At 39.7% G+C, this 23714-nt stretch carries 27 protein-coding genes and 1 pseudogene; 25 read left to right on the forward strand and 3 right to left on the reverse strand.

Annotation, left to right across the window (positions count from 1 at the left end; translation table 11 throughout):
* Positions 1 to 7: 7 nt before the first annotated feature.
* The 3 genes from ACVRZH_RS01195 to ACVRZH_RS01205 all read right to left on the reverse strand — a co-directional run bounded on the left by ACVRZH_RS01195 (position 8) and on the right by ACVRZH_RS01205 (position 3042).
* Entirely contained in the window at positions 8 to 949 is a 942-nt protein-coding gene (locus tag ACVRZH_RS01195; RefSeq protein ID WP_447453494.1) for a DUF6574 domain-containing protein, read from the reverse strand.
* Positions 950 to 1108: 159 nt separating this feature from the next.
* Entirely contained in the window at positions 1109 to 2005 is an 897-nt protein-coding gene (gene galU / locus ACVRZH_RS01200; RefSeq protein WP_447453495.1) for a UTP--glucose-1-phosphate uridylyltransferase GalU, read from the reverse strand.
* 20 nt (positions 2006 to 2025) lie between these two features.
* Complete coding sequence (locus ACVRZH_RS01205) at positions 2026 to 3042, reverse strand: NAD(P)H-dependent glycerol-3-phosphate dehydrogenase (RefSeq protein WP_447453496.1); 1017 nt, start codon at positions 3040 to 3042, stop codon at positions 2026 to 2028.
* 229 nt (positions 3043 to 3271) lie between these two features.
* Here ACVRZH_RS01205 and ACVRZH_RS01210 point away from each other — a divergent pair, with 229 nt between their 5' ends.
* From ACVRZH_RS01210 to ACVRZH_RS01330, 25 genes and pseudogenes are all read left to right on the forward strand, one after another.
* Positions 3272 to 4981: an ABC transporter ATP-binding protein gene (locus ACVRZH_RS01210; protein WP_447453497.1), complete on the forward strand. Its 1710-nt coding sequence runs from the start codon at positions 3272 to 3274 to the stop codon at positions 4979 to 4981.
* Positions 4981 to 6777, forward strand: coding sequence for an ABC transporter ATP-binding protein (locus tag ACVRZH_RS01215; RefSeq protein ID WP_447453498.1), 1797 nt, complete (start codon positions 4981 to 4983; stop codon positions 6775 to 6777). Before ACVRZH_RS01210 ends, ACVRZH_RS01215 begins: the two co-directional genes overlap by 1 nt.
* A gap of 79 nt (positions 6778 to 6856) precedes the next feature.
* Positions 6857 to 7387 (forward strand): dihydrofolate reductase family protein, encoded by a 531-nt coding sequence (locus ACVRZH_RS01220; RefSeq protein WP_447453499.1) that lies wholly within the window; start codon positions 6857 to 6859, stop codon positions 7385 to 7387.
* Positions 7388 to 7459: 72 nt separating this feature from the next.
* Positions 7460 to 7903 (forward strand): dUTP diphosphatase, encoded by a 444-nt coding sequence (locus tag ACVRZH_RS01225; protein ID WP_447453500.1) that lies wholly within the window; start codon positions 7460 to 7462, stop codon positions 7901 to 7903.
* 2 nt (positions 7904 to 7905) lie between these two features.
* Positions 7906 to 9270, forward strand: a complete 1365-nt coding sequence (radA, locus tag ACVRZH_RS01230) for a DNA repair protein RadA (RefSeq protein ID WP_447453501.1) — start codon at positions 7906 to 7908, stop codon at positions 9268 to 9270.
* 126 nt (positions 9271 to 9396) lie between these two features.
* Positions 9397 to 9687, forward strand: a complete 291-nt coding sequence (locus tag ACVRZH_RS01235; RefSeq protein ID WP_447453502.1) for a bacteriocin immunity protein — start codon at positions 9397 to 9399, stop codon at positions 9685 to 9687.
* A 281-nt stretch (positions 9688 to 9968) separates the two neighbouring features.
* Positions 9969 to 10154 carry a hypothetical protein gene (locus ACVRZH_RS01240; protein WP_447453503.1) on the forward strand — a complete coding sequence of 62 codons (186 nt, stop codon included), beginning with the start codon at positions 9969 to 9971 and terminating at the stop codon, positions 10152 to 10154.
* Between the two features lie 66 nt (positions 10155 to 10220).
* Positions 10221 to 10868, forward strand: a complete 648-nt coding sequence (locus ACVRZH_RS01245) for a CPBP family intramembrane glutamic endopeptidase (protein ID WP_447453504.1) — start codon at positions 10221 to 10223, stop codon at positions 10866 to 10868.
* An 18-nt stretch (positions 10869 to 10886) separates the two neighbouring features.
* Entirely contained in the window at positions 10887 to 11117 is a 231-nt protein-coding gene (relB, locus tag ACVRZH_RS01250; RefSeq protein WP_447453505.1) for a type II toxin-antitoxin system RelB family anti-toxin, read from the forward strand.
* A 179-nt stretch (positions 11118 to 11296) separates the two neighbouring features.
* Positions 11297 to 12463 (forward strand): SIS domain-containing protein, encoded by a 1167-nt coding sequence (locus tag ACVRZH_RS01255; protein ID WP_447453506.1) that lies wholly within the window; start codon positions 11297 to 11299, stop codon positions 12461 to 12463.
* A gap of 116 nt (positions 12464 to 12579) precedes the next feature.
* A pseudogene (locus ACVRZH_RS01260) lies at positions 12580 to 13295 on the forward strand (TIGR00266 family protein).
* A 113-nt stretch (positions 13296 to 13408) separates the two neighbouring features.
* Positions 13409 to 14863, forward strand: coding sequence for a glutamate--tRNA ligase (gltX, locus tag ACVRZH_RS01265; RefSeq protein ID WP_447453507.1), 1455 nt, complete (start codon positions 13409 to 13411; stop codon positions 14861 to 14863).
* 257 nt (positions 14864 to 15120) lie between these two features.
* The gene (locus ACVRZH_RS01270) at positions 15121 to 15780 is read left to right on the forward strand and encodes a DUF4352 domain-containing protein (RefSeq protein ID WP_447453508.1); all 660 of its coding nucleotides are present in this window, start codon (positions 15121 to 15123) and stop codon (positions 15778 to 15780) included.
* Positions 15781 to 16064: 284 nt separating this feature from the next.
* Positions 16065 to 16418: a ribonuclease P protein component gene (gene rnpA / locus ACVRZH_RS01275; protein ID WP_447453509.1), complete on the forward strand. Its 354-nt coding sequence runs from the start codon at positions 16065 to 16067 to the stop codon at positions 16416 to 16418.
* Positions 16408 to 17220, forward strand: coding sequence for a YidC/Oxa1 family membrane protein insertase (locus tag ACVRZH_RS01280; protein WP_447453510.1), 813 nt, complete (start codon positions 16408 to 16410; stop codon positions 17218 to 17220). Before rnpA ends, ACVRZH_RS01280 begins: the two co-directional genes overlap by 11 nt.
* A 69-nt stretch (positions 17221 to 17289) precedes the next feature.
* The gene (jag, locus tag ACVRZH_RS01285) at positions 17290 to 18306 is read left to right on the forward strand and encodes an RNA-binding cell elongation regulator Jag/EloR (protein ID WP_447453511.1); all 1017 of its coding nucleotides are present in this window, start codon (positions 17290 to 17292) and stop codon (positions 18304 to 18306) included.
* 106 nt (positions 18307 to 18412) lie between these two features.
* Entirely contained in the window at positions 18413 to 18865 is a 453-nt protein-coding gene (locus ACVRZH_RS01290; RefSeq protein ID WP_447453512.1) for a LytTR family DNA-binding domain-containing protein, read from the forward strand.
* 10 nt (positions 18866 to 18875) lie between these two features.
* Positions 18876 to 19277 (forward strand): DUF3021 domain-containing protein, encoded by a 402-nt coding sequence (locus ACVRZH_RS01295; protein ID WP_447453513.1) that lies wholly within the window; start codon positions 18876 to 18878, stop codon positions 19275 to 19277.
* Between the two features lie 169 nt (positions 19278 to 19446).
* Positions 19447 to 19581, forward strand: a complete 135-nt coding sequence (gene rpmH, locus ACVRZH_RS01300) for a 50S ribosomal protein L34 (protein ID WP_002885866.1) — start codon at positions 19447 to 19449, stop codon at positions 19579 to 19581.
* 106 nt (positions 19582 to 19687) lie between these two features.
* Positions 19688 to 20461 (forward strand): TatD family hydrolase, encoded by a 774-nt coding sequence (locus tag ACVRZH_RS01305; protein WP_447453514.1) that lies wholly within the window; start codon positions 19688 to 19690, stop codon positions 20459 to 20461.
* Entirely contained in the window at positions 20454 to 21023 is a 570-nt protein-coding gene (rnmV, locus tag ACVRZH_RS01310; protein ID WP_447453515.1) for a ribonuclease M5, read from the forward strand. Before ACVRZH_RS01305 ends, rnmV begins: the two co-directional genes overlap by 8 nt.
* The gene (locus ACVRZH_RS01315) at positions 21013 to 21399 is read left to right on the forward strand and encodes a hypothetical protein (protein WP_447453516.1); all 387 of its coding nucleotides are present in this window, start codon (positions 21013 to 21015) and stop codon (positions 21397 to 21399) included. Before rnmV ends, ACVRZH_RS01315 begins: the two co-directional genes overlap by 11 nt.
* Positions 21396 to 21863, forward strand: coding sequence for an HIT family protein (locus ACVRZH_RS01320; RefSeq protein ID WP_447453517.1), 468 nt, complete (start codon positions 21396 to 21398; stop codon positions 21861 to 21863). Before ACVRZH_RS01315 ends, ACVRZH_RS01320 begins: the two co-directional genes overlap by 4 nt.
* A 46-nt stretch (positions 21864 to 21909) precedes the next feature.
* The gene (rsmA, locus tag ACVRZH_RS01325; protein WP_447453518.1) at positions 21910 to 22785 is read left to right on the forward strand and encodes a 16S rRNA (adenine(1518)-N(6)/adenine(1519)-N(6))-dimethyltransferase RsmA; all 876 of its coding nucleotides are present in this window, start codon (positions 21910 to 21912) and stop codon (positions 22783 to 22785) included.
* Positions 22786 to 22966: 181 nt separating this feature from the next.
* Positions 22967 to 23713 carry a response regulator transcription factor gene (locus ACVRZH_RS01330; protein ID WP_447453519.1) on the forward strand — a complete coding sequence of 249 codons (747 nt, stop codon included), beginning with the start codon at positions 22967 to 22969 and terminating at the stop codon, positions 23711 to 23713.
* Position 23714: the final 1 nt, after the last annotated feature.

A 23714-nucleotide genomic window follows, 5' to 3' on the forward strand; every position in this document is an offset into this window, starting at 1 on the left:
ATCTCCTTTAAAAAACACTACTTACAAACATCTGTGCAACCATTGATAAACCGGTAGAAAAGAAGATAAAGGTAATGATGGCATTGACCAAGATTCCTAAAGAAAAAATGTAAAATTTATCCATTTTGAAGTTATTGGTTAATAATGAGAGTGTATAAAGACTACCTATAGGGATAATTAACATTGCTACATTAAACAAAAAAACAACTAAAGTATAAATGCCCAAAATTGATAGTATGAAACTCATTGCAAACAAAATAATGTTAATTGCATACAAACGTCCAAACCAGTCGATAGTAAACTTAAATGTGAAGTTAGTATCTCTGTATACGAAACGCTTTACAATGTACGCTGAAAAAATTACTGAAAAGAGTAAAAAAGCCACTACTACAAACAGTCTGAAGAACATTTGGAATCCCATGCTAGGAACCCCTGGATATGTATAAGAATAGAGCTCACTTGTCAATTCTGATGGGAGAAAATTTGAGAGAAAACCAGAAAAGATTCTTCCGATTCCTTTAAGTGTGTAGAAGATAGTCAATGTAGCAAAAAAGACTTGCAACCCTAATGATGTCAGCCCGTTCCACTTTCCTTCTGACAAAATGTATGATGTTGGATTTTTCCAAGATGAGGTTAACCACTGCCAAAGTTTGTTAAGATAGATTGAAAATGAAGATGGGACAGCAACTTGAACGTTATAAACTTGTGAATTGGGATTAGCTCCGTGCCCTTGCTGAGTGAATGAGTTTTGAAAATGAGCATTACCTTGATTAGCCTGCGAAGTGAATTGTTCTTGAGTTGTTTGATGATTAGAATCAAACTTGATTTCTGAAGTGTTAGCTGAACTATCTGTAAACTCTCCACTTAGTAGAGCCTTATTTATTTCCTCATGCGTGGCTGCACGACCGTTGATTGCTTCAAAATAGTCTAACCAGTCTTGTTTGTTCATTATATAGTCTCCTTTAAATAAAATTAAGTTATTATAATTATATCACAAATGATATGTCTTTGTAGTGCATATCGCTAACATTCTGTAATTTTTAATACAGTTATTTGATATGTTTTAGTTTATCAACAATATTTTATGTGTGTTAGTTACATTAGCATGTTACTGCTTTTTGTCCAGTTTTTTTCCAAGATTGATGAGGTATTGTTTTAAATCATCTTTTACTTGTGGATGTTTCAAGGCATAGTCGATAGATGTTTTCATGAAACCAAATTTATCACCAACATCATAGCGTTTGCCTGTGAAATTACGGGCAAAAACACGCTGTGTTTTATTAAGTGTGTCAATAGCATCTGTTAATTGTACTTCATTTCCAGCACCTGGTTTTTGGGTTTCCAAGATACCAAATATTTCAGGAGTGAGTAGATAGCGACCGATGATAGCAAGATTACTCGGTGCTTCTTCTGGTGAAGGTTTTTCAACAAAGGTATTAACGCTATACAAGCCGTTAACGCCTTCGCCTTGAGGGTCGATGACACCATAAGCTGACACCTCGTTTTGAGGGACTTCCATAACAGCAATAGTTGACGCATGCGTGGCTTCGAAATCCTCGATGAGTTGTTTGGTGAGAGGAATTGCAGCCTCGTCTGTGATATCCATGAGGTCATCACCGAGCATAACGACAAACGGTTCGTTACCGACAAAAGCTTTAGCTTGGAGGACGGCGTCGCCGAGTCCGCGTGGATGGCTTTGACGAATAAAATGTAGTCGAATACCCGTGGTTTCATCAACTAACTTTAATAAATCGTTTTTCCCTTTTTCTTTTAAATTATGCTCTAACTCAAAGTTTGAATCAAAGTGGTCCTCGATAGAACGTTTCGATTTTCCAGTAACCACCAAAATATCTTCAATGCCAGATTTTAAGGCTTCTTCGACGATAAATTGAATGGTTGGCTTATCTACTATAGGTAACATTTCTTTAGCCAATGCTTTGGTAGCAGGTAAGAAGCGTGTTCCTAAACCCGCTGCTGGAATAACAGCTTTTTTGACTTTTTTCATTTTTAGACTCTCCTTTTCATTTATGACCATTCATTTTCGGCTTTGAACTCATTAGACATTAACTCTAAAATGCTATCCTTGATATTGGCTTTCTCGTAAATGACACGGTAGATGGCACTTGTGATAGGCATATAAACACCTAATTCCAAGGCTAGTTCATGGGCAACTTTTGTAGTTGAGATGCCTTCAATTACCATGCCCATATTAGCTTCAATATCTGCTAATTGTTCACCACGACCAAGGGCGTGACCGGCTCTCCAGTTACGTGAATGGACAGATGTTCCTGTGACAATCAAGTCGCCAACCCCTGATAACCCTGAGTAAGTCAGTGGATCAGCTCCCATTTTAACACCTAGTCTAGTAATTTCTGCTAGTCCACGTGTAATGATGGCTGCTTTGGCGTTGTCTCCAAAGCCAAGTCCATGTATAGCGCCTGCTCCAACAGCGATAATATTTTTTAAAGCTCCTGCCGTTTCAACACCAATGACATCATTTGCGGTGTATAGACGGAAGTAATGATTGCTAAAGAGTTTTTGGACATACCTCGCAGCCTCTAGATCCTTGCTGGCAGCGGTGATGAGTGTAATATCTCGGACAATAGTTTCTTCAGCGTGACTAGGTCCTGAAACGACAACAATTTCACTTCTGTAAATGTCTGGAATTTCTTCTTCTAGGATAGTAGACAAACGTTTGTGTGTTCCTGGTTCGAGTCCTTTTGAAGCATGCATCACAGTTACCTTGTGTTTTAATGTTTTAGCAACTTGTTGAGCAACGATGCGAGTCACTTTGGTTGGTACGACAAATAAGATAGCATCTACATTGTCAAGAGCTTTTTCTAAATCAGTATAGGCGATGATAGTATCGTCTAAGGTCACATCTTTAAAATAATGGCTATTAGTATGATAGGTATTGATTTCATCGATTTGTTCTGGGATGTTTCCCCATAGTCTGACCTCATGACCATTATCGTTTAGCACTTGAGCCAGTGCCGTTCCCCAAGAACCTGGTCCAAGGACAGCAATAGATTGTCGTGTCATGTTTTCTCCTAACGTCTCCATATTTATTCCATTATATCATAAAATACGTGTTGACGTTTGTTGATGAGGTATTTATATGTGTTTAATATTATTGTACAGAAATGGTTAAATCGTCTGATTTGCAATCTAATTTTTATCTCTAGTGTGAATATTATGGTAAACTAGAAACATTATTAAAAAGTGGAGAGGTTATCTCCCTTTTTTCATTGGAAGTCTTAGGGAGGTAAAGATGTTTAAACATGCGATTTTACGATACAAATGGTACGCTTTGGGATCGGTTGTAATGGTTTCCTGCATGGTTGCTAGTGCTTTGTTACAACCACAGTTTTTGAAAGATGTTCTTCAAGCAGTTATCGCTAACGATTCAGATAAGATTATGTCTATAGGAGTGGTTTTAATTGGGATAGCTGCCTTGGGTATGGTGGCTGGAGCTGTCAATACAGCCTTAGCTGCTAAGATTGCACAGGGTGTTTCTGCTGATATTCGTGAAAAGACCTTTCGTCAAATTCAGACCTTTTCGTATGCCAATGTAGAGACCTTTAGTGCGGGTAATCTTGTTGTTCGGATGACAAATGATGTCAATCAAATTCAGACTTTAGTCATGATGATTTTCCAACTCTTGTTACGATTACCCCTCTTGTTTTTTGGTGCTTTTATTATGGCAATAAAAACCTTACCAAGTCATTGGTGGTTGGTGGTTTTAATGGTCGTCTTAATAGGTGCTATCATGATGGCCATTATGGGGGTTATGGGACCACGTTTTGGGAAATTCCAACGCTTGATGGAGCGATTGAATGCTATTGCTAAGGAAAATCTGCGTGGCGCTCGTGTGGTCAAATCTTTTGTCCAAGAGCGTGAGCAATATGATAAATTTAAGACGGTATCAGATGAATTGTTAGACTTAAATCTTTTTATCGGCTATGGCTTCTCAGTCATGCAACCGTCCTTGATTTTTGTGTCCTACATGACGATTTTTGCGGCGGTTTATATGGTATCAGGCATGCTAGAAACGCAACCCGAAGTGATTGGTAGTGTGGCGTCGTTTATCACTTATCTCATGCAGTTGATGTTTTCTATTACTATGGTGAGTTTTGTTGGGATGCAGGCGGGTCGTGCCATGATTTCGATTCGACGGATTGAGGAGATTTTGAACACAGAGCCAGCGATGACTTATGTTGATGGACCTGCAGAGGACTTAGAGGCAGACCTTGTCTTTGACAATGTGAGCTTTACTTATCCCAATGATGATGAACCTGTGTTGAAAAACATTAGCTTTGAGGCAAAAGCTGGTCAAATGATTGGGGTAGTTGGTGCTACGGGTGCTGGAAAATCAACTCTTGCACAGTTAATTCCGCGTCTTTTTGACCCACAAGAAGGTGAGGTGCGCATTGGTGGTCGTGACGTCAAGAGCCTAAGTCGTGAAACGATGAAAGAGACAGTATCTATTGTTTTGCAAAAGGCTGTTCTTTTCAGTGGCACAATTGCTGATAATTTACGTCAAGGTTACTCTAGTGCAGACCAGTTGGCATTAGAAAAAGCGGCAAGTATAGCTCAGGCTAAGGAGTTTATCGACCGTTTAGAGAACACTTATGACAGTCAAGTCGAGGAGCGTGGCAATAACTTCTCTGGTGGGCAAAAACAACGGATGAGTATTGCACGTGGTGTGATTGGTAAGCCTAAGATTTTAGTGCTTGATGATGCAACTTCAGCCCTTGATGCCAAATCGGAAAAGTTGGTTCAGGAGGCATTGAACAAGGAGTTGAAAGGCACGACAACGATTGTTATCGCTCAAAAGATTTCATCTGTTGTTAAGGCAGATAAGATATTGGTTCTTGATGAAGGGGGCTTGATTGGTGAAGGTGCTCATAAGGAGTTAGTCGCTAGCAATGCCGTTTATCGTGAAATTTATGAGACTCAGAAAGGTAAGGAGGTAGATTGATGAAGACAGCACGTTTTTTCTGGTTTTACTTTAGAAAACATAAGGTCGCATTCTTTGGGATTATTGTAGCGATTATTGTGTCGACCTACCTTCAAGTTAAGGCACCTGTGTATTTGGGACAGGCTTTAGCTGAATTGGGGACTTGGGTGCAGACCTATTTTGAGGCAAAAGCTGTTAGTGAGGCGACAGGGGCAAGTGTTGAGTTGCCGTCAATGTCTCCTTTCTACAGTATCATGACAAAGCTCTTCTGGTCTTATATTTTTGTAGCAGTGGCTAGCTTGATTTATAGTCTCCTCTTTACGCGTATTGTGAGTCACTCGACCAGTCGCATGCGTAAAGGCCTGTTTGGTAAATTGGAACGCTTAACCATTCAATTTTTTGATACGCATAAGGATGGTGATATTTTATCACGCTTTACCAGTGACCTTGATAATATTCAAAACACCTTTAACCAGAGTTTATCGCAGGTGTTGACCAATGTCGGACTGTACATCGGGCTTGTTTTGATGATGTTAAAGCAAAATGTGCAGTTGGCACTGGTTACCATGGCAAGCACGCCTATTGCTCTGATTTTCCTAGTCTTTGTCATTCGCATGTCGCGCCGTTACACCAATAAGCAACAAGAAGCGGTTAGTCAGTTGAATGCCTATATGGATGAGAAGATTTCGGGACAGAAAGCGATTATTGTGCAAGGGGTTCAAGCAGAAGTAGTTGAAGGCTTCCTAGTGCACAATGAGGCAGTTCGTCAGGCTACGTTTAAAGGTCGCCTTTTTGCTGGCATGCTGTTTCCGGTCATGAATGGGTTTAGTTTGCTGAATACAGCGATTGTTATCTTTGTTGGCTCATCTCTTGTTTTGAAAGACGATAGTCTGACAACGGCTGCGGCGCTTGGTTTGGTGGTGACCTTTGTGCAATATTCGCAACAATACTACCAACCGATTATGCAAGTGGCAGCCAACTGGGCAGAGTTACAACTGGCTTTCACAGGAGCTAGTCGTATTCAAGATATGTTTGACCAACCTGAAGAAGTCCGTCCTGAGAATGCACCGCTATTTACCGAGTTGAAAGAGGGTGTCGAGATTGACAACATTGATTTTGCCTATGTGCCTGGTAAACCTGTCTTGCAGAAGGTTTCAATATCAGCACCTAAAGGTAAAATGATCGCCGTTGTTGGTCCGACAGGGTCAGGTAAGACGACGATTATGAACTTAATCAATCGTTTCTATGATGTGGATAGTGGTGCTATTCGCTTTGATGGTCGTGATATTCGTGATTATGACTTGGATAGTTTACGCCGCAATACAGGCATTGTTCTCCAAGAATCTGTTCTGTTTAGTGGGACAATCGCAGACAATATTCGTTTTGGGGCACATGATGCTAGTCAGGAAATGGTTGAAGCTGCAGCGCGTGCGACCCATATTCATGATTTCATTATGAGTTTACCAGATGGTTATGAGACTTATGTGACCGATGATGAAAACATCTTCTCAACTGGTCAGAAACAGTTGATTTCCATTTCGAGAACCCTGTTGACAGACCCTCAGGTATTGATTTTGGACGAGGCAACGTCTAATGTTGACACGGTGACAGAAAGTAAGATTCAACGCGCTATGGAGGCTGTGATTGCAGGTCGTACCAGCTTTGTCATTGCCCATCGCCTTAAAACCATTCTGAATGCTGATGAGATTATCGTTTTAAAAGACGGACAAGTTCTTGAGCAAGGTAATCACGAAGAGCTCTTGCGCCAAAATGGCTTTTATGCCGAATTGTACCATAATCAGTTCGTCTTTGAATAAGTGGGAAAAGGAGTGGACAATAGTCTGCTCTTTTGTTGCAAGATGAAAGAGTTTGCCGATTTATAGAAAGGATGTTGACATGAGACAAGTAAAATTGTATATCGGAATGAGTTTAGATGGCTATATAGCAGATAAATATGGTGGTGTTGATTGGATGGTTGGGCATGGCGATGCTAGTGATGACATAGATACTTACAGTCTTTTTACCCAATCTATTGATACCGTGATTATGGGGTGGAAAACCTATGACAAAGTTGTTACAGACCTTTCTCCAGATAAATGGGTTTACAGTGCGTTTGAGACGTATGTCATCACTCATAAGAACATATCAAATAAGCAAGGTATAACCTTTACAGCTGAACATCCTGTTGATTTGGTGAAACGATTAAGCAGAGGAGATGGTAAAGGGATTTGGATTTGTGGTGGGGCAAATATCATAGGACAACTCATGTCTGAAAACCTGATTGATGTCTATCAAATCGCTATTATACCGACTTTATTAGGTGATGGTATCAGACTTTTTGACATGCCTATATCCGAAATCCTATTGCAATTGGTTGACACCAAACAGTATAACGGTATTTCGGAGTTGACTTATATCAAGCGATGACCTTAGGTTTTGGGTTGCTTTTGCGAATATGGTATAATAGGTAGATTGATTAGCGATGTAAAGGAGATTTGGATGAAGATAAGAGGTTTTGAGTTGGTGACGTCATACACTGATAAGGGTTTGTTGCCAAAGCGTGAGACTGCACATGCAGCGGGTTATGATTTGAAAGCAGCAGAGACAGTGGTCATTGAGGCGGGTGAGATAACATTAGTGCCAACTGGCGTCAAGGCCTATATGCAACCGACAGAGGTGCTATATCTCTATGATAGGTCGTCTAATCCAAGAAAAAAAGGTTTGGTCTTGATTAACTCGGTTGGTGTGATTGATGGCGATTATTATGGGAATGCAGCCAATGAAGGACATATCTTTGCCCAGATGAAAAACATCACAGATGCTCCAGTGACTGTTGAAGCAGGTGAGCGAATTGTTCAAGCTGTCTTTGCACCATTTTTAATCGCAGATGGTGATGAAGCCACAGGTCAACGCACAGGTGGTTTTGGTAGTACAGGGGCATAGGCATGGCTAAGAAGAAATCAACATTTGTCTGTCAGGAATGTGGCTACAACTCACCCAAATACTTAGGCCGTTGTCCCAACTGTTCAGAATGGTCATCCTTTGTGGAAGAAGTTGAGGTAGCAGAAGTCAAAAATGCGCGTGTTTCTCTGACGGGTGAGAAAACCAAACCTATCAAGTTGAATGAGGTCACTTCAAGTCAGGTGGCTCGTACCAAGACAGAGATGGAGGAGTTCAATCGTGTGCTTGGAGGAGGTGTTGTTCCAGGAAGTCTGGTTCTAATCGGTGGTGACCCAGGGATTGGTAAGTCAACCTTGCTTTTACAAATTTCGACCCAACTAGCTCATAAGGGCACTGTCTTGTATGTGTCAGGGGAAGAATCTGCAGAGCAAATCAAATTACGCAGTGAGCGTCTGGGTGATATTGATAACGAGTTTTACCTGTATGCAGAAACCAATATGCAGAGCATCCGGTCAGAAATTGAAGCGCTAAGACCTGATTTTTTAATCATTGATTCTATCCAGACTGTGATGAGTCCAGAGATTTCAAGTGTGCAAGGCTCTGTTAGTCAGGTGAGAGAAGTGACTGCAGAATTATTGCAGATTGCTAAGACAAACAATATCGCAACCTTTATCGTTGGTCACGTGACCAAAGAAGGAACGCTGGCTGGACCACGTATGCTAGAGCATATGGTGGATACAGTGTTGTATTTTGAGGGAGAACGTCAGCACACCTTCCGTATCTTACGCGCTGTGAAAAACCGTTTTGGCTCAACCAATGAAATTGGTATCTTTGAAATGCAGTCACAAGGTCTAGTCGAAGTCCTCAATCCCAGTCAAGTCTTTTTAGAGGAGCGCTTGGACGGGGCGACAGGGTCTGCTATCGTGGTCACGATGGAGGGGACACGTCCTATCTTGGCAGAGGTTCAAGCCCTTGTGACGCCGACGGTTTTTGGTAATGCCAAACGCACAACCACAGGGCTTGATTTTAATAGAGCTAGTTTGATTATGGCTGTTTTGGAAAAGCGTTGTGGCTTGTTGCTGCAAAATCAAGACGCCTACCTCAAGTCAGCAGGTGGTGTCAAGTTAGATGAGCCAGCCATTGATTTGGCAGTGGCAGTGGCTATCGCGTCTTCCTACAAGGACAAGCCGACTAATCCACAGGACTGTTTCATTGGCGAAATTGGCTTGACAGGTGAGATCAGACGCGTCAATCGTATCGAACAACGGATTAACGAAGCTAGTAAACTTGGCTTCACAAAAGTCTACGCCCCTAAAAATTCTCTGACGGGATTAACGCTACCACCAAATATCACGGTTATCGGTGTCTCAACGGTTGGTGAGGTTCTAAAGAAAGTTTTTGCAGGCTAGAGTAGGTCGCTGTTAATATGATCAGAGAGGTATGATTAGCTCTGCCTCTTTTTGTTTTTGAAACGCTTGCATTTCAGAATACCTAAGTATATAATTGAGGAAAAAGATAGAAATGAGGTTAGAAGGATGTTATTAGATGATTTAAAGACTTATTTAGCTCTTTCTGAGGTTCAAGCAGATAAAGAACTTCAAGAGATATTGAACCATGCCATCACTGCCTTATCTTCAGGAGATTCGGACAAAGTAGTGAGTGCTTATCTGAATCATAAATTATCTCTTTACTTAGCGGTTCATCACTTTAAGGCTCCAAAGCAAATTGTTGCCTTAGCTGGAAAGACGGCAAATGACTATCATCATTCAAGAGGCAAGGGCAGTTTTTTGATGATGTTAGCACAGAGTCTAGCAGGAATGAAATAAGATTACAACCGCCTAGAGATATGCTTTGGTGGTTCCATATGAAACTATTAGGGAGTACGGTTTACGATGCGACATAGTAAGGATAACAAACTCTGGTCTTTTTGGGAGAACTGGCTCAATATTTTCTATGCCTTGATTGATTTAGTGGTTAGGTGAGCTTGTCCTAGTGGTTACTTCTCTATCATGAAAAGTGTTCTGCCTTTCAAAATACTGAAATGGTGTTTGACTGTTGGAGCTAGCGGATTTAAGATTTTGATGAAAAATAAGAATGAGTTTGTACAATGAAAATTACTAACGCTCAGATTTTATCTAATTCAGAGCTGAGTTGTATTAGTGGAGGTGGCAATTGGAAAAATTATCCAAAAATTTGGTATGCTTTAAGTAATGTACCGCCATCGGGTTATTATGGTATGTGGCCTATCCACCAACCTTGGACTGTTCCAGGATTGCCGATGTTAGGATTGTAATGGTCATCGGACATTGCTACTTTGTTGAGCAATGTCCTTTACTGTTTTTATGGGAGAAGGTATGAAATGTCCTATCGTTTTATTTTTTTGATAATCGTCAGCTATTTGTTGTCACAACTATCTCTTTTGATATTTGCTTATCGTTCTATAATTGTTTACTGGCTATCTCCTAACGCTATGATGTATTATCGTCCTGTGCTAGAGAGCTTGCTTTATGTTAGTGGTTTTATAGCTGTGGCAATCGTTTTATATCTGGCTAAAAGATTTGGCTTGTTAAATGATTATAGAAACCTATGTCGTATCAAACATGTTGCTTTCTTAGTTACGCTATCACTATTACTCTTGATGGTCAATAAGCTAGTTGCTGTTTTTCTTTGGACTTATTTTCCACATCATATCAATACTAATCAAGAAAACATTGCTTATTTGTATCATTCTTTACCACGGTTGTTTTTCTATTGGAGTATTACAGTTGGTGCTGGAGTGTTTGAGGAAGTTATCTATAGAGCTTGTATATTTAAAATTATCAAATCACCACGCCTAGCTCTGATATGCTCTGTCTTGTTATTTGCTTTTGCACATACACAAACCATTAGTGTTTTAGCCTACCTACCGACAGGTATTTTGCTAGGTTCTTATTATAAAAAGACCGATTCCTTATCGGATTGTATCAGCATTCATATTTGTCATAATATCTTGTCTTTATTGGTGTGAGGTGAGTATTTGACATATATGTTACTATTTGATGATGAGCTAATTGCCATAAGAGGAGGAACATATGGTTCTAATATTAAGAGATATCGAGAAGCTATGAATCTAACACAGAAGCAACTAGCTGATCTGCTGTTTGTTTCTCAGCAAACGGTGCATAAATGGGAATACGGTATCAATGAACCAAGTATTCAAACATTAAAGGAGATGAAAAAGATTTTTAACACAACAGTTGATGATATTATTGATTAAATTGCTGATAGGGTAAGTTAGTTGATTGTTATATTTATGAGTATATAGAATCTGCTAAATTTTTAACAAAATATACGGTAAAGACTTGACAACAATATATATTAACACTATAATAAACTTGTTATAACCAGATTGCAAAATCATTAGCAGTCTATCAAAGCAAGAAAAAAGGAGACCCTATGTTTAAACTAGCAGTCGAGAAATTAGTCGCACTAGGTGCAGACATTACAACACGTGAAATCAAGCAGCAACCTCAACTTTGGCAAGAGGCTTGGGGCTTATATGTTGCTAGACGTGACGATATCAAAACGTTTTTAGCTAACATTCAGTCTAAGCATGACTTTGTTCGTGTGATTTTTGCAGGTGCAGGTTCATCAGATTTTGTTGGTGAAAGTATCTTTAAATACCTCAATGCTGTCAATGACCAGAAGAAAATCCAGTTTGACGCAGTAGCAACCGTTGAATTGGTTGGTCGTCCACATGATTATTTCCAACGTGATGTGCCAACGATTTTAGTATCATTTGCTCGTAGTGGCAATTCGCCAGAGAGTTTGGCAACAGTTGAAATCGCTAAACAACTTGTGGATACACTTTATCAAGTGACCATTACATGTGCACCAGAAGGTAAGTTGGCACTTGCTGCTGAAGGTGATGCTGATAATCTTCTTTTGATGCAACCAGCCTTGTCAAATGATAAAGGTTTTGCCATGACAGGAAGTTTTAGTTGTATGATGTTGACAGCTTTGCTTGTCTTCTCAACAGCAGATGAAGCTGAAAAAGAAGCATGGGTTAACACAATCGCACGTCTTGGTCAAGAGGTCTTGGACCGTGAAGATGAGGTGCAAGCTTTAGTTGACCTAGATGTAGAGCGTGTTATCTATCTTGGAGCAGGTGGTTTCTATGGTCTAGCTCATGAGTCACAGTTGAAATTGTTAGAATTAACAGCAGGCAAAGTGGTGACGATGTATGAAACACCGATGGGCTTCAGACACGGGCCAAAATCACTCATCAATGACAAAACACAAGTCTTCCTCTTTAGTTCAAATGATGCTTACACTAAGCAGTATGACCTTGACTTGTTAAATGAAGTTTACGGGGACCAAATCGTGACAAACATTACAGTCTTGTCAGCGACAACTTTAGAGGGCACAGAAGCTCCTCAATTTGTCTTGGGTGAAGGAGCGACTCAATTACCAGATGCCTTGTTAGGATTCCCATACCTTATCTTTGCACAGGCTTACTCACTCTTTACGGCTGTGAAGCATAAAAACCTCCCAGACACACCATCGCCAACAGGCACTGTTAACCGTGTAGTGCAAGGTGTAATTATCCATGATTTAGTTTAATAAATGATTAGGAAGCTGAGCAAGTCTCGGCTTCTTTTTACCTCGTTTTAGTTGACTTTTGGTGGTGTTTTTAGTATCTTTGTATTAACTAAATAAAACAAAAAGAGGTAACTATTATGGCAGATCATCGTATGGCTTATCATATTGATCATAGTATGCAATTTCCTATGGTTGAGATTGCTTTGGAGAAGGGAGAGGCGGTTTATATTCAATCTGGATCTATGATTTACCATAGTCCGAGTGTGACACTTAGCACGCGTCTAAATGGTCGTGGTACAGGCTTAGGGAAGTTAATCGGTGCTTTGGGCGTTCTATGGTTTCTGGTGAGTCAATGTTTATCACAGAAGTCATTTCCCAAGATAACAATGGTCGTCTCGCCTTAGCTCCTTCAACACCTGGTCAGGTTATAGCCTTAGAGTTGGGAGACAAGCAATACCGTTTGAATGACGGAGCCTTCTTGGCTCTGGATGGATCAGCTAGTTATACAATGGAGCGACAAAGCTTTGGTAGAGCTCTGTTTGGTGGGCAAGGTGGCTTTTTCGTCATGACAACAGATGGTGCCGGAACTCTTTTGGCGAATGCCTTTGGCTCGATAAAAAAACTGCAGTTAAATGGTGACACCATCACTATTGATAATGCTCATGTTGTCGCTTGGAGTAAGGAACTTGATTATGACATCCATCTTGAAAATGGCTTTTTCCAATCCATAGGGACAGGCGAAGGTGTTGTTAACACATTTAGTGGACATGGCGATGTTTATGTACAAACATTGAATTTACAACAATTTGCGACAAGCTTAGCACCTTATTTGCCAACGCCTTCTAAATCGTAATCTTTTTGGAGTTCTTTCTAGTGCTTTTATCAGATTTTCTTGTCTGATTTTTAGCTCATGTTGCTAATTTGTGCTATAATAATCACGATTGAATTTTTTTGTAGGAGATTATCATGACGAAACCTATTCGTGTGCGTTATGCACCAAGTCCAACAGGACTATTACATATTGGCAATGCTCGTACAGCTTTGTTTAACTACCTTTATGCCCGTCATCATGGTGGAACATTCATTATCCGTATCGAAGATACAGACCGTAAGCGTCACGTTGAAGATGGTGAGCGTTCACAGTTAGAAAATCTACGTTGGTTGGGTATTGATTGGGATGAAAGCCCTGAGACACATGAGCAGTACCGTCAGTCTGAGCGTTTAGAGATTTACCAAAAATACGTTGATGAATTGCTTGAGAAAGGTCTTGCATACAAATCTTATGTGACTGAGGAAGAATTGGCTGCAGAGCGTGAGCGTCAGGAAGCTGCGGGTGAAACACCTCGTTATGTCAATGAATATCTGGGCATGTCTGAAGATGAAAAAGCCGCTTATATTGCAGAACGTGAGGCTGCAGGCATTGTTCCAACCGTACGTTTAGCTGTCAATGAAGCTGGTATTTATAAGTGGAATGACATGGTTAAGGGTGAGATTGTCTTTGAAGGTGCGAATATTGGTGGAGATTGGGTTATTCAAAAACGTGATGGATACCCAACTTACAATTTTGCCGTTGTTATTGATGACCGCTTGATGGAGATTTCACACGTTATCCGTGGAGATGACCATATCGCTAATACCCCAAAACAATTGATGGTTTATGAGGCACTTGGTTGGGACGCGCCAGAATTTGGCCACATGACCTTGATTATCAATTCGGCAACAGGTAAAAAGCTGTCAAAACGTGATACTAACACACTTCAATTTATTGAGGACTACCGTCGTAAAGGTTACTTGCCAGAAGCAGTTTTCAACTTTATTGCTCTCCTTGGTTGGAACCCAGGTGGTGAGGAAGAAATTTTCTCTCGCGAACAATTGATTGCCTTATTTGATGAGCATCGTCTCAGCAAGTCGCCAGCAGCATTTGACCAGAAAAAATTGGATTGGATGAGTAATGAGTATATCAAAGCAGCAGATTTAGCAACTGTTTTTGAGCTAGCAAAACCATTCTTGTCTGAAGCTGGTCGTTTGACTGAGAAGGCTGAAAAGCTGGTTGAACTTTATAAACCACAGATGACTTCAGCAGATGAAATCGTTGGACTAACAGACCTTTTCTTCTCAGATTTCCCAGAGTTGACTGAAGCCGAAAAAGAAGTGATGTCAGGTGAAACAGTACCGACAGTCCTAACGGCTTTGAAAGAAAAGCTAGAAGCGATGACTGATGATGAGTTCTTGCCAGAAAACATTTTCCCACAAATCAAAGCGATTCAAAAAGAGACAGGGGTTAAAGGGAAAAATCTCTTTATGCCAATCCGTATCGCTGTATCAGGAGAAATGCATGGTCCAGAATTACCAAATACCATCTATCTCTTGGGTCGTGACAAATCTATCCAACATATTGATAATATGTTGCGACAAATATAAATGTCAACAAAGCAGTTGGCCCAAACTAGAATCTTAATCTTTTTCATTTGAACAATAATATAATAAAGAGGCGTGTAATAGTTGTCTTGATACATCATTATATGCCTTTTTGGTTATTGAAAATGTAGGTATTCTTATATTTAGAGTAATGATTACAGGCTAAGGCTTAACATTTAACATTAAATTTTTTGAAAAAACAACTTGACAATATATATATATATATATAATAGTTTTTAGAAAAAATGGAGGAGATAGTTATGGCTAAAAAGATTAAAGATCTGGACGGTAAAGTTTATGTGCAAAAGACCCCATTTTATAAGAAATGGTGGTTTATAGGTATTGTTGTTTTAATGATTATCGGTTATTTAAAGGGAGGTAGCACTTCAGAACAATCTACCATATCTCAGCCTGAAATAAAAGAATCAAGACAATCAGCAGATGTTGTAACGGAAACTGTAAAAGAAGAAGCTAAAGAGGCAGCTAAAGAAATAGTTGAGGAAGTAGTTGAAACAAAAACATACCATATCGGTGAACTTGTGACTGTTGGAGATGTTTCTTATATAGTTAATAGTAAAGAATTAGCAACCAATGTGGGTGGTGATTTTGGAAAAACAGCTAACGGTGTCTATTTGATTTTAGATATTACTGTTACTAATAATGATAAAAAAGCAATAACTGTAACGGATGATTTCTTTAAATTGTTAAAAGGAGATGTTCAATATGAAGCAGATACATCGGCTGGTATTTATGCTAATGTTGACGCCAAGTTCTTTTTAACTGAATTAAATCCTGAAGGAAGTGTAACTGGTAAAGTGGTATTTGATCTAACAGAAGAAACTGCAAATGATCCTAATTTACAATTACAGGTACAAACCGGTTTTTGGGGAACACAAAAAGAATTGATTTCTCTTAACTAAACGCTACTCAACAGAGGTTTATAGAAAATATAATGTCAAATATAAAAAGCGAATAAAACTAGTTTTCTGGTATTCAGAATTCTGTTTTGTTCGCTTTTTATGGTTGTTTTAGGAATGTTAAGTCATTCATAATAAAGCATTTTAAAGATTAAACTTCTTTTTATTATATTTTTGACTTCAAGGATTGCTTTTTGACTATAATATTAATCAGATGTTATATAAAGCTTTTAGGATGAGAGTTTTTTTGATATAATAGAGGTAATTTAGATTAGTGGAGTATCGTTTTGAAGAAAAGTTATCGTGTCAAGAGAGACAAGGATTTTCAGGCGATTTTCGAAAAAGGGACGAGCGTAGCCAATCGGAGATTTGTCGTATATAGTCTTGAGAAGGTGCAACCTCATTATAGGGTAGGTCTCTCTGTCAGTAAAAAACTTGGAAACGCTGTCACTAGAAATGCTATTAAGCGAAAAATTCGTCATTGTCTGATGGCGTTAGGTGATGATTTGGTCGCTTGTGATTTTGTAGTCATTGCTCGTAAAGGTGTTGAAACATTGGATTATCAAGACATCAAAACCAATCTCATTCATGTATTAAAATTAGGAAATATTTATCAGGAAGGTTCAGAAAGTGAAGCGTAAACGTCAACTATTAGTGTTAGTCCTCATGGGACTTGTCTTTTTAACGGCATGTGGTAGAGAAGCCATCAACGGTGATTCTACAGGATTATGGAATCAGTTTGTTTATTTCTTTGCCAATATGATTAAGGCATTGAGTTTGAATGGTGTTGTTGCCATTGGGATTATTTTATTTACCATCCTTATCCGTGTCTTAATGATTCCGATTTACAATTTACAGACGAAATCAACGCAAAAGATGCAGAACATTCAGCCAGAGATTAAGATGATTCAGGCTAGGTATCCGGATAAAGATATGGATAGTCGCATTGCGATGAATGAAGAGATTCAAGCGCTTTACAAAGAACATGGCGTCAATCCATTGATGAACCTCATTCCGATTTTTGTCCAGTTACCGGTCTTGTGGGCGCTTTTCCAAGCGTTAACGAGAGTAGATTTTTTGAAGTCAGGGCATTTTTTATGGTTTGATATCGCCAATCCTGATCCCTATTTCATTTTGCCGATCTTAGCTGCAGGATTTACTTTCCTATCCATGTGGTTGTCAAATAAGGCGCTTAAAGAAAAAAATAGCATGATGACGACGATGATGTTTGCAATGCCAGCGATGATCTTTGTTTTCGGTTTAAGCATGGCGAGCGGTGTTGCCCTATATTGGACAGTCTCTAATGCCTTTCAAGTTGTGCAACTCTTAGTTTTTAATAACCCGTACAAGATTATTGCGGAAAGAGAACGTCTTGAAGCATTGGAAAAGGAAAAAGAAGCTAAAATCCGCCGTGCTAAGAAGAAGGCTCTAAAGAAAAGATAGGTTTTGACACTTAGCAAATGACCTATCTTGTCATGGTAGGAATAGGATCGATAAAAAAGGAGAATGATTATGGTTTTGTTCACAGGAAAAACTGTTGAAGAGGCAATTCAAACAGGTTTGAAAGAATTAAATATTCCACGTATTAAGGCACATATCAAAGTTATCTCAAAAGAGACAAAAGGTTTCTTAGGTTTCTTTAGAAAACCTGCGCAAGTTGACGTTGAGGTGATTGATGAGCCGACGATTCATAAGGCGAATCGTCAAGCAGTCAAAGGTGTTCCTGACGTCATCAACAAACAAAACGAGCCAGTGACATCAACTCTTGAAGATACTGTTGAATTGGGTAAAGTTGTTGCAGCTATCAAGCAAGTAGAACAAGAAGGTCAAACAGCTGCACCGGAAGTCAAAGAGCAGTTGCTTGATAACAAAAAAGCCCCAGAATCTATCTTAGCAGAAACTGATCAAGGCAATGTTTTAGATGCTTTGCATGACTCTAAGGTAAATCAATCAAACCTTATTAACGAGGAGCTTACAGAAGATACAGTTTCAACTGTTTCAACACCTGATAATAAAGACCTTAGTGATTCTGTTTCACCTTCTCTTGATGAGGAGGGGACAAGTAAGGACATTATGAAAGCTTCTGAAGATGTAGCTTCCTATGTTGAAAAAATTATCTACGAAATGGACTTAGAGGCGACATTAGCGATTAGTCATAATCGTCGTCACATTAATATTCAGATTGAAACGCCGGAAGCTGGTCGTGTGATTGGTTATCATGGTAAGGTGTTGAAATCCTTACAATTATTGGCGCAAAACTATTTGCATGATCGTTATTCTAAGAATTTCTCTGTATCGCTTAACGTTCATGATTATGTCGAACATCGTACAGAAATTCTCATCGAATTTAGTAAAAAGATTGCGCAACGTGTCTTGGAGACAGGTCGTGACTATGCTATGGACCCAATGAGCAACAGTGAGCGTAAGGTTGTTCATAAGACTATTACCAAAATTGATGGTGTGGAAAGTTATTCTGAAGGGGACGATCCTAATCGCTATGTTGTTGTCACAGCGCGTGGTGATTACTAAAGTTGACCGCTTAGCTAGAATTATTAACCGCATAATGTGAAAAGTGTCTCAAGGGACACTTTTTTTGCTATGATAGCAGTTGTAGATAGGAGAAGGGAGGTAGCTGATGAAGTGGCGTTTTGAAGAAGATGAGGCTAGCCAGGAAATGACTATTCTAATACGAAAAGATCAGTTAGACACAGAAGTTGAGACGGTGATAGACATTTTGGAACAGCTTCAGAGTGGTCAGAAAGAGGTTATTGCTGTTAAAACACAAGACCGTGTTCAGTTGTTAAAAGTTAAGGACTTGATAGCCGTGGAAGTTGATGGGAATGACTTGGTGATAACCACTGTTAAGGGATTGGTAAGGACACAAGGGAGACTTTATCGCTTAAAGGAACAGTTAGCACATCCAGATATTGTTCAAGTGTCTAAATATTGTCTTATTAATATTGCTCATTTAGATTACTTGGAGAATAGTTTTTCTGGAAATATGATGGCTTTTTTAACAGGTAATATCAAAACGAGTGTGAGCAGACGTTTTCTAAGGGATTTGGAAAAACGATTAGGGATTAGATAGGAGAAAGATGATGAAAACTTATTGGGACGCGTGGGTGTCAGGAGTTGGATTGGGTATGATGGTCTATGTAAGCCTACTTTGGTTAAGTCAGGTACATGCTCAAGGGTTCAGTCAAATACTGATTGTTATGTTAGGTTCTGGTATGATGGGCTTAGCGAGCTTGATTTACAGGATTGATAGCTGGTCGTTACTCAGGCAAAGCATTAGTCACCTAATCGTTATTTTAGGCCTAGTTGTCGCTATGGGACTGATGAATGGCTGGTTTGATACGAGTCAAAGAGATTTTGTCATGGTATTCTTAGGGCAATTTATTTTGATCTATCTTCTGATTTGGGTAGTGGCCTATTATCTTAATTCAAAGCGCGTCAAGCATATCAATGCGGTTTTGAAAGATGGAAATGTGACAAAATAATGATTATATTACCCTTTTTTAACCAGTATTTTGACTAATAAGGTAATTTACAGGTAAGTAGCTCTTGACAAGTATTATGAATTAAGATAGAATAGTCTAGTATGTTTAGTAACTGATATCACAAATAGCCGGCTAAACGAATACGAAAATCTATGAGGAGGTATTCACTGTGAAACGTACTTATCAACCAAGTAAAATCCGTCGTCAACGTAAACACGGATTCCGTCACCGTATGTCAACTAAAAACGGACGTCGCGTGCTTGCTGCTCGTCGTCGTAAAGGACGTAAAGTATTGTCAGCATAATTGATAATCATCAAACCGGTAGAAACTCGAGTCTATCGGTTTTTTTGTGCCGTTGAGAGATGCCGTCAGGCTTTTGTCTTGGTTTAAAATGTGCTAGAATGGTAGTATGATAAAGATATTTGATACCCATACCCATTTGAATGTGGAACAGTTTGATGGGAAAGTAGAAGAAGAATTGGCACTGGCTCGTGAGATGGGCGTGGTCAAGATGAATGTTGTTGGTTTTGATAAACCAACTATTGAAAAAGCCTTACAATTAGCAGATGCTCATGAGGGCATTTATGCAACAGTTGGTTGGCATCCGACAGAAGCTGGTAGCTATTCAGATGCTGTGGAAAATTTCTTGCTTGAGGCACTGAAACATCCAAAGATTCTAGCTCTAGGTGAGATTGGTCTAGATTACCACTGGATGACGGCTTCTAAAGAGGTGCAAAAAGAAGTTTTTAAACGCCAAATCACCTTGTCTAAAGAGCTAGGTTTACCGTTTGTTGTGCATACGCGAGATGCCTTAGAAGATACCTATGAGGTCATAAAGGAAGTTGGTGTAGGCGCTGCGAGGGGGATTATGCATTCTTTTTCAGGTTCTTGGGAGATGGCACAAGCCTTTATTGACTTGGGCATGATGATTTCCCTGTCTGGCGTTGTTACCTTCAAAAAAGCAACGGAACTGCACGATGTAGCGACTAAGATTCCTTTGGAACATTTGTTGGTTGAGACGGATGCTCCGTATCTTGCGCCAGTGCCAAAACGAGGTCGTGAAAACAAGACAGCCTACACACGCTATGTGGTTGAAAAAATTGCAGAACTCAGAGGTGTATCTGTCGAGGAAGTGGCTAGGGCGACTTACGCTAACGCAGAGAGGATATTCAAAATTGACTGAGAAGGTAAACATTCAAGAAGTCATCGTTGTTGAGGGGCGTGATGATACAGCTAATCTCAAACGTTTCTACGAGGTTGATACTTACGAAACGAGAGGTTCAGCGATTTCAGATGAGGATTTAGAACGGATTGAAACCTTGCATCGTTTACGCGGGGTCATTGTTTTTACAGACCCCGATTATAATGGTGAGCGTATTCGAAAAATCATCATGCAGGCCATTCCTGATGTTAAACATGCCTTTCTCAATCGTGGTGAGGCCACGCCGAAGTCAAAAACAAAAGGACGTTCGCTTGGGATTGAACATGCAAGTTTTGAGGATTTGGAAAAGGCTTTGTCCTCCGTTCGAGGTTATTATGACGATGATAATCAATTCGATATTCAGCAACAAGACTTGGTCAGACTTGGCTTGCTCATGGCAGTGGACAGTCGTCAAAGAAGAGAGTATCTGGGAGAGCATTTACGCATCGGATATTCAAACGGCAAGCAACTCTTAAAACGTTTAGAACTATTTGGTATATCATTGCTTGAACTTGAGGAGGCGATGGAGGGGTATGGCAAGTAAGGTTTATAGTGTGCGCTGTTTGTTGCAAAAGACATTTGAACCTAGTTATGACAACTACTCTTCTTACGAAGAAGTCATTTTATTGGTGCCAAATCTTTCAGCGGATTTAGATAGTGACAGCCTAATCTCAGCAGAACAAGTATCAGCTTATGTACGCCCTTTTATTGAGGAGAGTTATATCAATGCAGACGGGTGCTTACTGAAAAGTCGATTGTTTCATATTGTTGGTATTCAAGCAGTTGATGATATGGTTTGTTTTGATAGACCATTTGTGGAAGTTTATCGATGGTTTTACCAATTTAATCGTCATGTTTCAGAGGAGATGTTTTTGGAACACTACTATTTTGATGATTTAGGTGTAGGAGGTTTGAAGTGACAGTATGTTTGATTTGTGAACGGATAGAAGCGATTAAGCAAGGTCAAAATCCTTATTTTGTCAAAGAATATCCGACAGGTTATCTTGTATTGGGAGACCATCAATATTTTAAAGGTTATTGTTTATTTTTAGCTAAGAAACACGTGACAGAATTGCATGACTTGCCTAAGGATGAACGTGACCGTTATCTTTCCGAAATGGCGGATGTTTCTGAGGTTGTGGCTAGAGCTTTTAAAGCAAGCAAAATGAATATTGAGAGTTTAGGCAATGGTGAGGCTCATCTTCATTTTCATTTGTTTCCAAGGCAAGAGGGTGATTTAGGTCATTACGGTCATCAAGGAAAAGGTCCAGTATGGTGGTTGCCGTTTGAAGTGATGTATGGTGATGCCAGCAGACCTAGTCAGAAAGAATTGGATAGATTGAAATTACAGCTTAAGGCTATTTCAGTCGAAGATAAGGTTTAAAGAAGAAAGGAAGATAAGTTATAAGGATAGCTTATCACATAATACCATGAGAATTGCAGATTATAGTGTAACCAAGGCGGTTTTGGAGCGTCATGGGTTTACCTTTAAGAAGTCGTTTGGTCAGAATTTTTTGACGGATACGAATATTTTACAGAAGATTGTGGATACGGCAGAGATTGATGAGTCGGTCAATGTCATTGAGATTGGTCCTGGAATTGGGGCTTTGACCGAGTTTTTGGCAGAGCGAGCAGCGGAGGTCATGGCGTTTGAAATTGATGACCGTTTGATACCGATTTTGGCAGACACTTTGGGGCGTTTTGATAATGTCACTGTTATCAATGAGGATGTTTTAAAGACCGATTTGCAGACACGCATCAAGGGCTTTAAAAATCCTGATTTACCGATTAAGGTGGTTGCCAACTTGCCTTACTACATCACAACGCCTATTTTAATGCACCTGATTGAGAGTGGCATACCTTTTAGTGAATTTGTGGTGATGATGCAAAAAGAAGTAGCAGATCGGATTTCAGCTCAGCCAAATAGCAAGGCGTATGGCTCTTTATCTATCGCTATCCAGTATTACATGACAGCCAAGGTTGCCTTTATCGTTCCCAGAACGGTCTTTGTACCAGCACCAAATGTGGACTCAGCTATTTTAAAGATGGTGCGCCGTCCAGAGCCTTTGGTGAATGTAACCAACGAGAAGTTGCTCTTTAAAGTGGCTAAGGCAAGTTTTGTTCATCGTCGTAAGACCTTATGGAATAATTTGACTAACGCTTTCGGGAAATCTGATGATGTTAAGGAGCAACTAGAGAAGGCTTTGGAGCTGGCTGATATTGCACCGACAACCAGAGGTGAAGCCTTGTCTATTGCTGATTTTGCACGATTGGCAGATAGTTTGGTAGCAGTAGGTTTAGCTTAAATGCTGAGAACTACGTAGTAAATGGTTATCTATGAGTTAACAAATAAGAAAGGTTAGGCATTTTGTCCAGCCTTTTTTAATATTCTTGAAGGTCCATCTTACTTGATTTTTTCATTAAGAGATGGTTAGAAAAGTTGTTTTTATGATAAAATAAGGGTATTATCAGACGGGAGAAAAGGCTATGAATATTTTAGTATTAGAAGACGATTTAGCCCAACAAGGTCGGATTGAAACAGCTCTTCGAGAGATTATCGCTCGGAAACATTATTTTTGTAGGCAATTGGATTTATTTGCCAAGCCTCAGTTGTTGTTAGAGGCGATTCGCGAAAAAGGGAGCCACCAAATCTTTTTTCTGGATATTGATATTAAGGGAGAGGAGCAAAAAGGGTTTGATGTGGCGATGGCGATTCGTGCCAATGACCCTCATGCCAATATTGTTTTTGTGACAACGCATTCGGAGTTTATGCCTATCACCTTCCGATATAAAATCGCAGCTTTAGAGTTTATTGATAAGGCAGATGATGAGTTGACGTTTAGGGAGCGTTTGGAGACTTGTATTGACCATGTGGCTCAGCATCAACGTGGGGATGTGGGTTTGGAAACCTTTGTTTTTGAGACAGCTCAGGCGCAATTACAGGTGCCTTTTTCAGAGATTTTCTACATTGAGACATCGCCGATAAGCCATAAATTGATTTTGCATACGAGGCATGAACGGTTAGAGTTTTATGGGAAATTGGCACAATTGGTCAAGGCTGACAATCGTCTCTATCATTGTCATCGATCTTTTGTAGTGAATCCCATGAATATTCGCAAGATTGATAAGTCTGAGCATATGGTTTATTTTGAGAATGGGGCGTCTTGTTACGTGTCACGACGCCATTACAAAACCTTACTGGATAAGGTGACACAATTACGAGGAAATGACTGAT

The sequence above is a fragment of the Streptococcus fryi genome (assembly GCF_053206505.1).

Excerpts from the sequence above, each read along its gene's own strand:
- ACVRZH_RS01195 (WP_447453494.1), bottom strand. The coding sequence starts at position 949 with ATGAACAAACAAGACTGGTTAGACTATTTTGAAGCAATCAACGGTCGT.
- galU (WP_447453495.1), bottom strand. The coding sequence starts at position 2,005 with ATGAAAAAAGTCAAAAAAGCTGTTATTCCAGCAGCGGGTTTAGGAACA.
- ACVRZH_RS01205 (WP_447453496.1), bottom strand. The coding sequence starts at position 3,042 with ATGACACGACAATCTATTGCTGTCCTTGGACCAGGTTCTTGGGGAACG.
- ACVRZH_RS01210 (WP_447453497.1), top strand. The coding sequence starts at position 3,272 with ATGTTTAAACATGCGATTTTACGATACAAATGGTACGCTTTGGGATCG.
- ACVRZH_RS01215 (WP_447453498.1), top strand. The coding sequence starts at position 4,981 with ATGAAGACAGCACGTTTTTTCTGGTTTTACTTTAGAAAACATAAGGTC.
- ACVRZH_RS01220 (WP_447453499.1), top strand. The coding sequence starts at position 6,857 with ATGAGACAAGTAAAATTGTATATCGGAATGAGTTTAGATGGCTATATA.
- ACVRZH_RS01225 (WP_447453500.1), top strand. The coding sequence starts at position 7,460 with ATGAAGATAAGAGGTTTTGAGTTGGTGACGTCATACACTGATAAGGGT.
- radA (WP_447453501.1), top strand. The coding sequence starts at position 7,906 with ATGGCTAAGAAGAAATCAACATTTGTCTGTCAGGAATGTGGCTACAAC.
- ACVRZH_RS01235 (WP_447453502.1), top strand. The coding sequence starts at position 9,397 with ATGTTATTAGATGATTTAAAGACTTATTTAGCTCTTTCTGAGGTTCAA.
- ACVRZH_RS01240 (WP_447453503.1), top strand. The coding sequence starts at position 9,969 with ATGAAAATTACTAACGCTCAGATTTTATCTAATTCAGAGCTGAGTTGT.
- ACVRZH_RS01245 (WP_447453504.1), top strand. The coding sequence starts at position 10,221 with ATGTCCTATCGTTTTATTTTTTTGATAATCGTCAGCTATTTGTTGTCA.
- relB (WP_447453505.1), top strand. The coding sequence starts at position 10,887 with ATGTTACTATTTGATGATGAGCTAATTGCCATAAGAGGAGGAACATAT.
- ACVRZH_RS01255 (WP_447453506.1), top strand. The coding sequence starts at position 11,297 with ATGTTTAAACTAGCAGTCGAGAAATTAGTCGCACTAGGTGCAGACATT.
- gltX (WP_447453507.1), top strand. The coding sequence starts at position 13,409 with ATGACGAAACCTATTCGTGTGCGTTATGCACCAAGTCCAACAGGACTA.
- ACVRZH_RS01270 (WP_447453508.1), top strand. The coding sequence starts at position 15,121 with ATGGCTAAAAAGATTAAAGATCTGGACGGTAAAGTTTATGTGCAAAAG.
- jag (WP_447453511.1), top strand. The coding sequence starts at position 17,290 with ATGGTTTTGTTCACAGGAAAAACTGTTGAAGAGGCAATTCAAACAGGT.
- ACVRZH_RS01290 (WP_447453512.1), top strand. The coding sequence starts at position 18,413 with ATGAAGTGGCGTTTTGAAGAAGATGAGGCTAGCCAGGAAATGACTATT.
- ACVRZH_RS01295 (WP_447453513.1), top strand. The coding sequence starts at position 18,876 with ATGAAAACTTATTGGGACGCGTGGGTGTCAGGAGTTGGATTGGGTATG.
- ACVRZH_RS01305 (WP_447453514.1), top strand. The coding sequence starts at position 19,688 with ATGATAAAGATATTTGATACCCATACCCATTTGAATGTGGAACAGTTT.
- ACVRZH_RS01315 (WP_447453516.1), top strand. The coding sequence starts at position 21,013 with ATGGCAAGTAAGGTTTATAGTGTGCGCTGTTTGTTGCAAAAGACATTT.
- rsmA (WP_447453518.1), top strand. The coding sequence starts at position 21,910 with ATGAGAATTGCAGATTATAGTGTAACCAAGGCGGTTTTGGAGCGTCAT.
- ACVRZH_RS01330 (WP_447453519.1), top strand. The coding sequence starts at position 22,967 with ATGAATATTTTAGTATTAGAAGACGATTTAGCCCAACAAGGTCGGATT.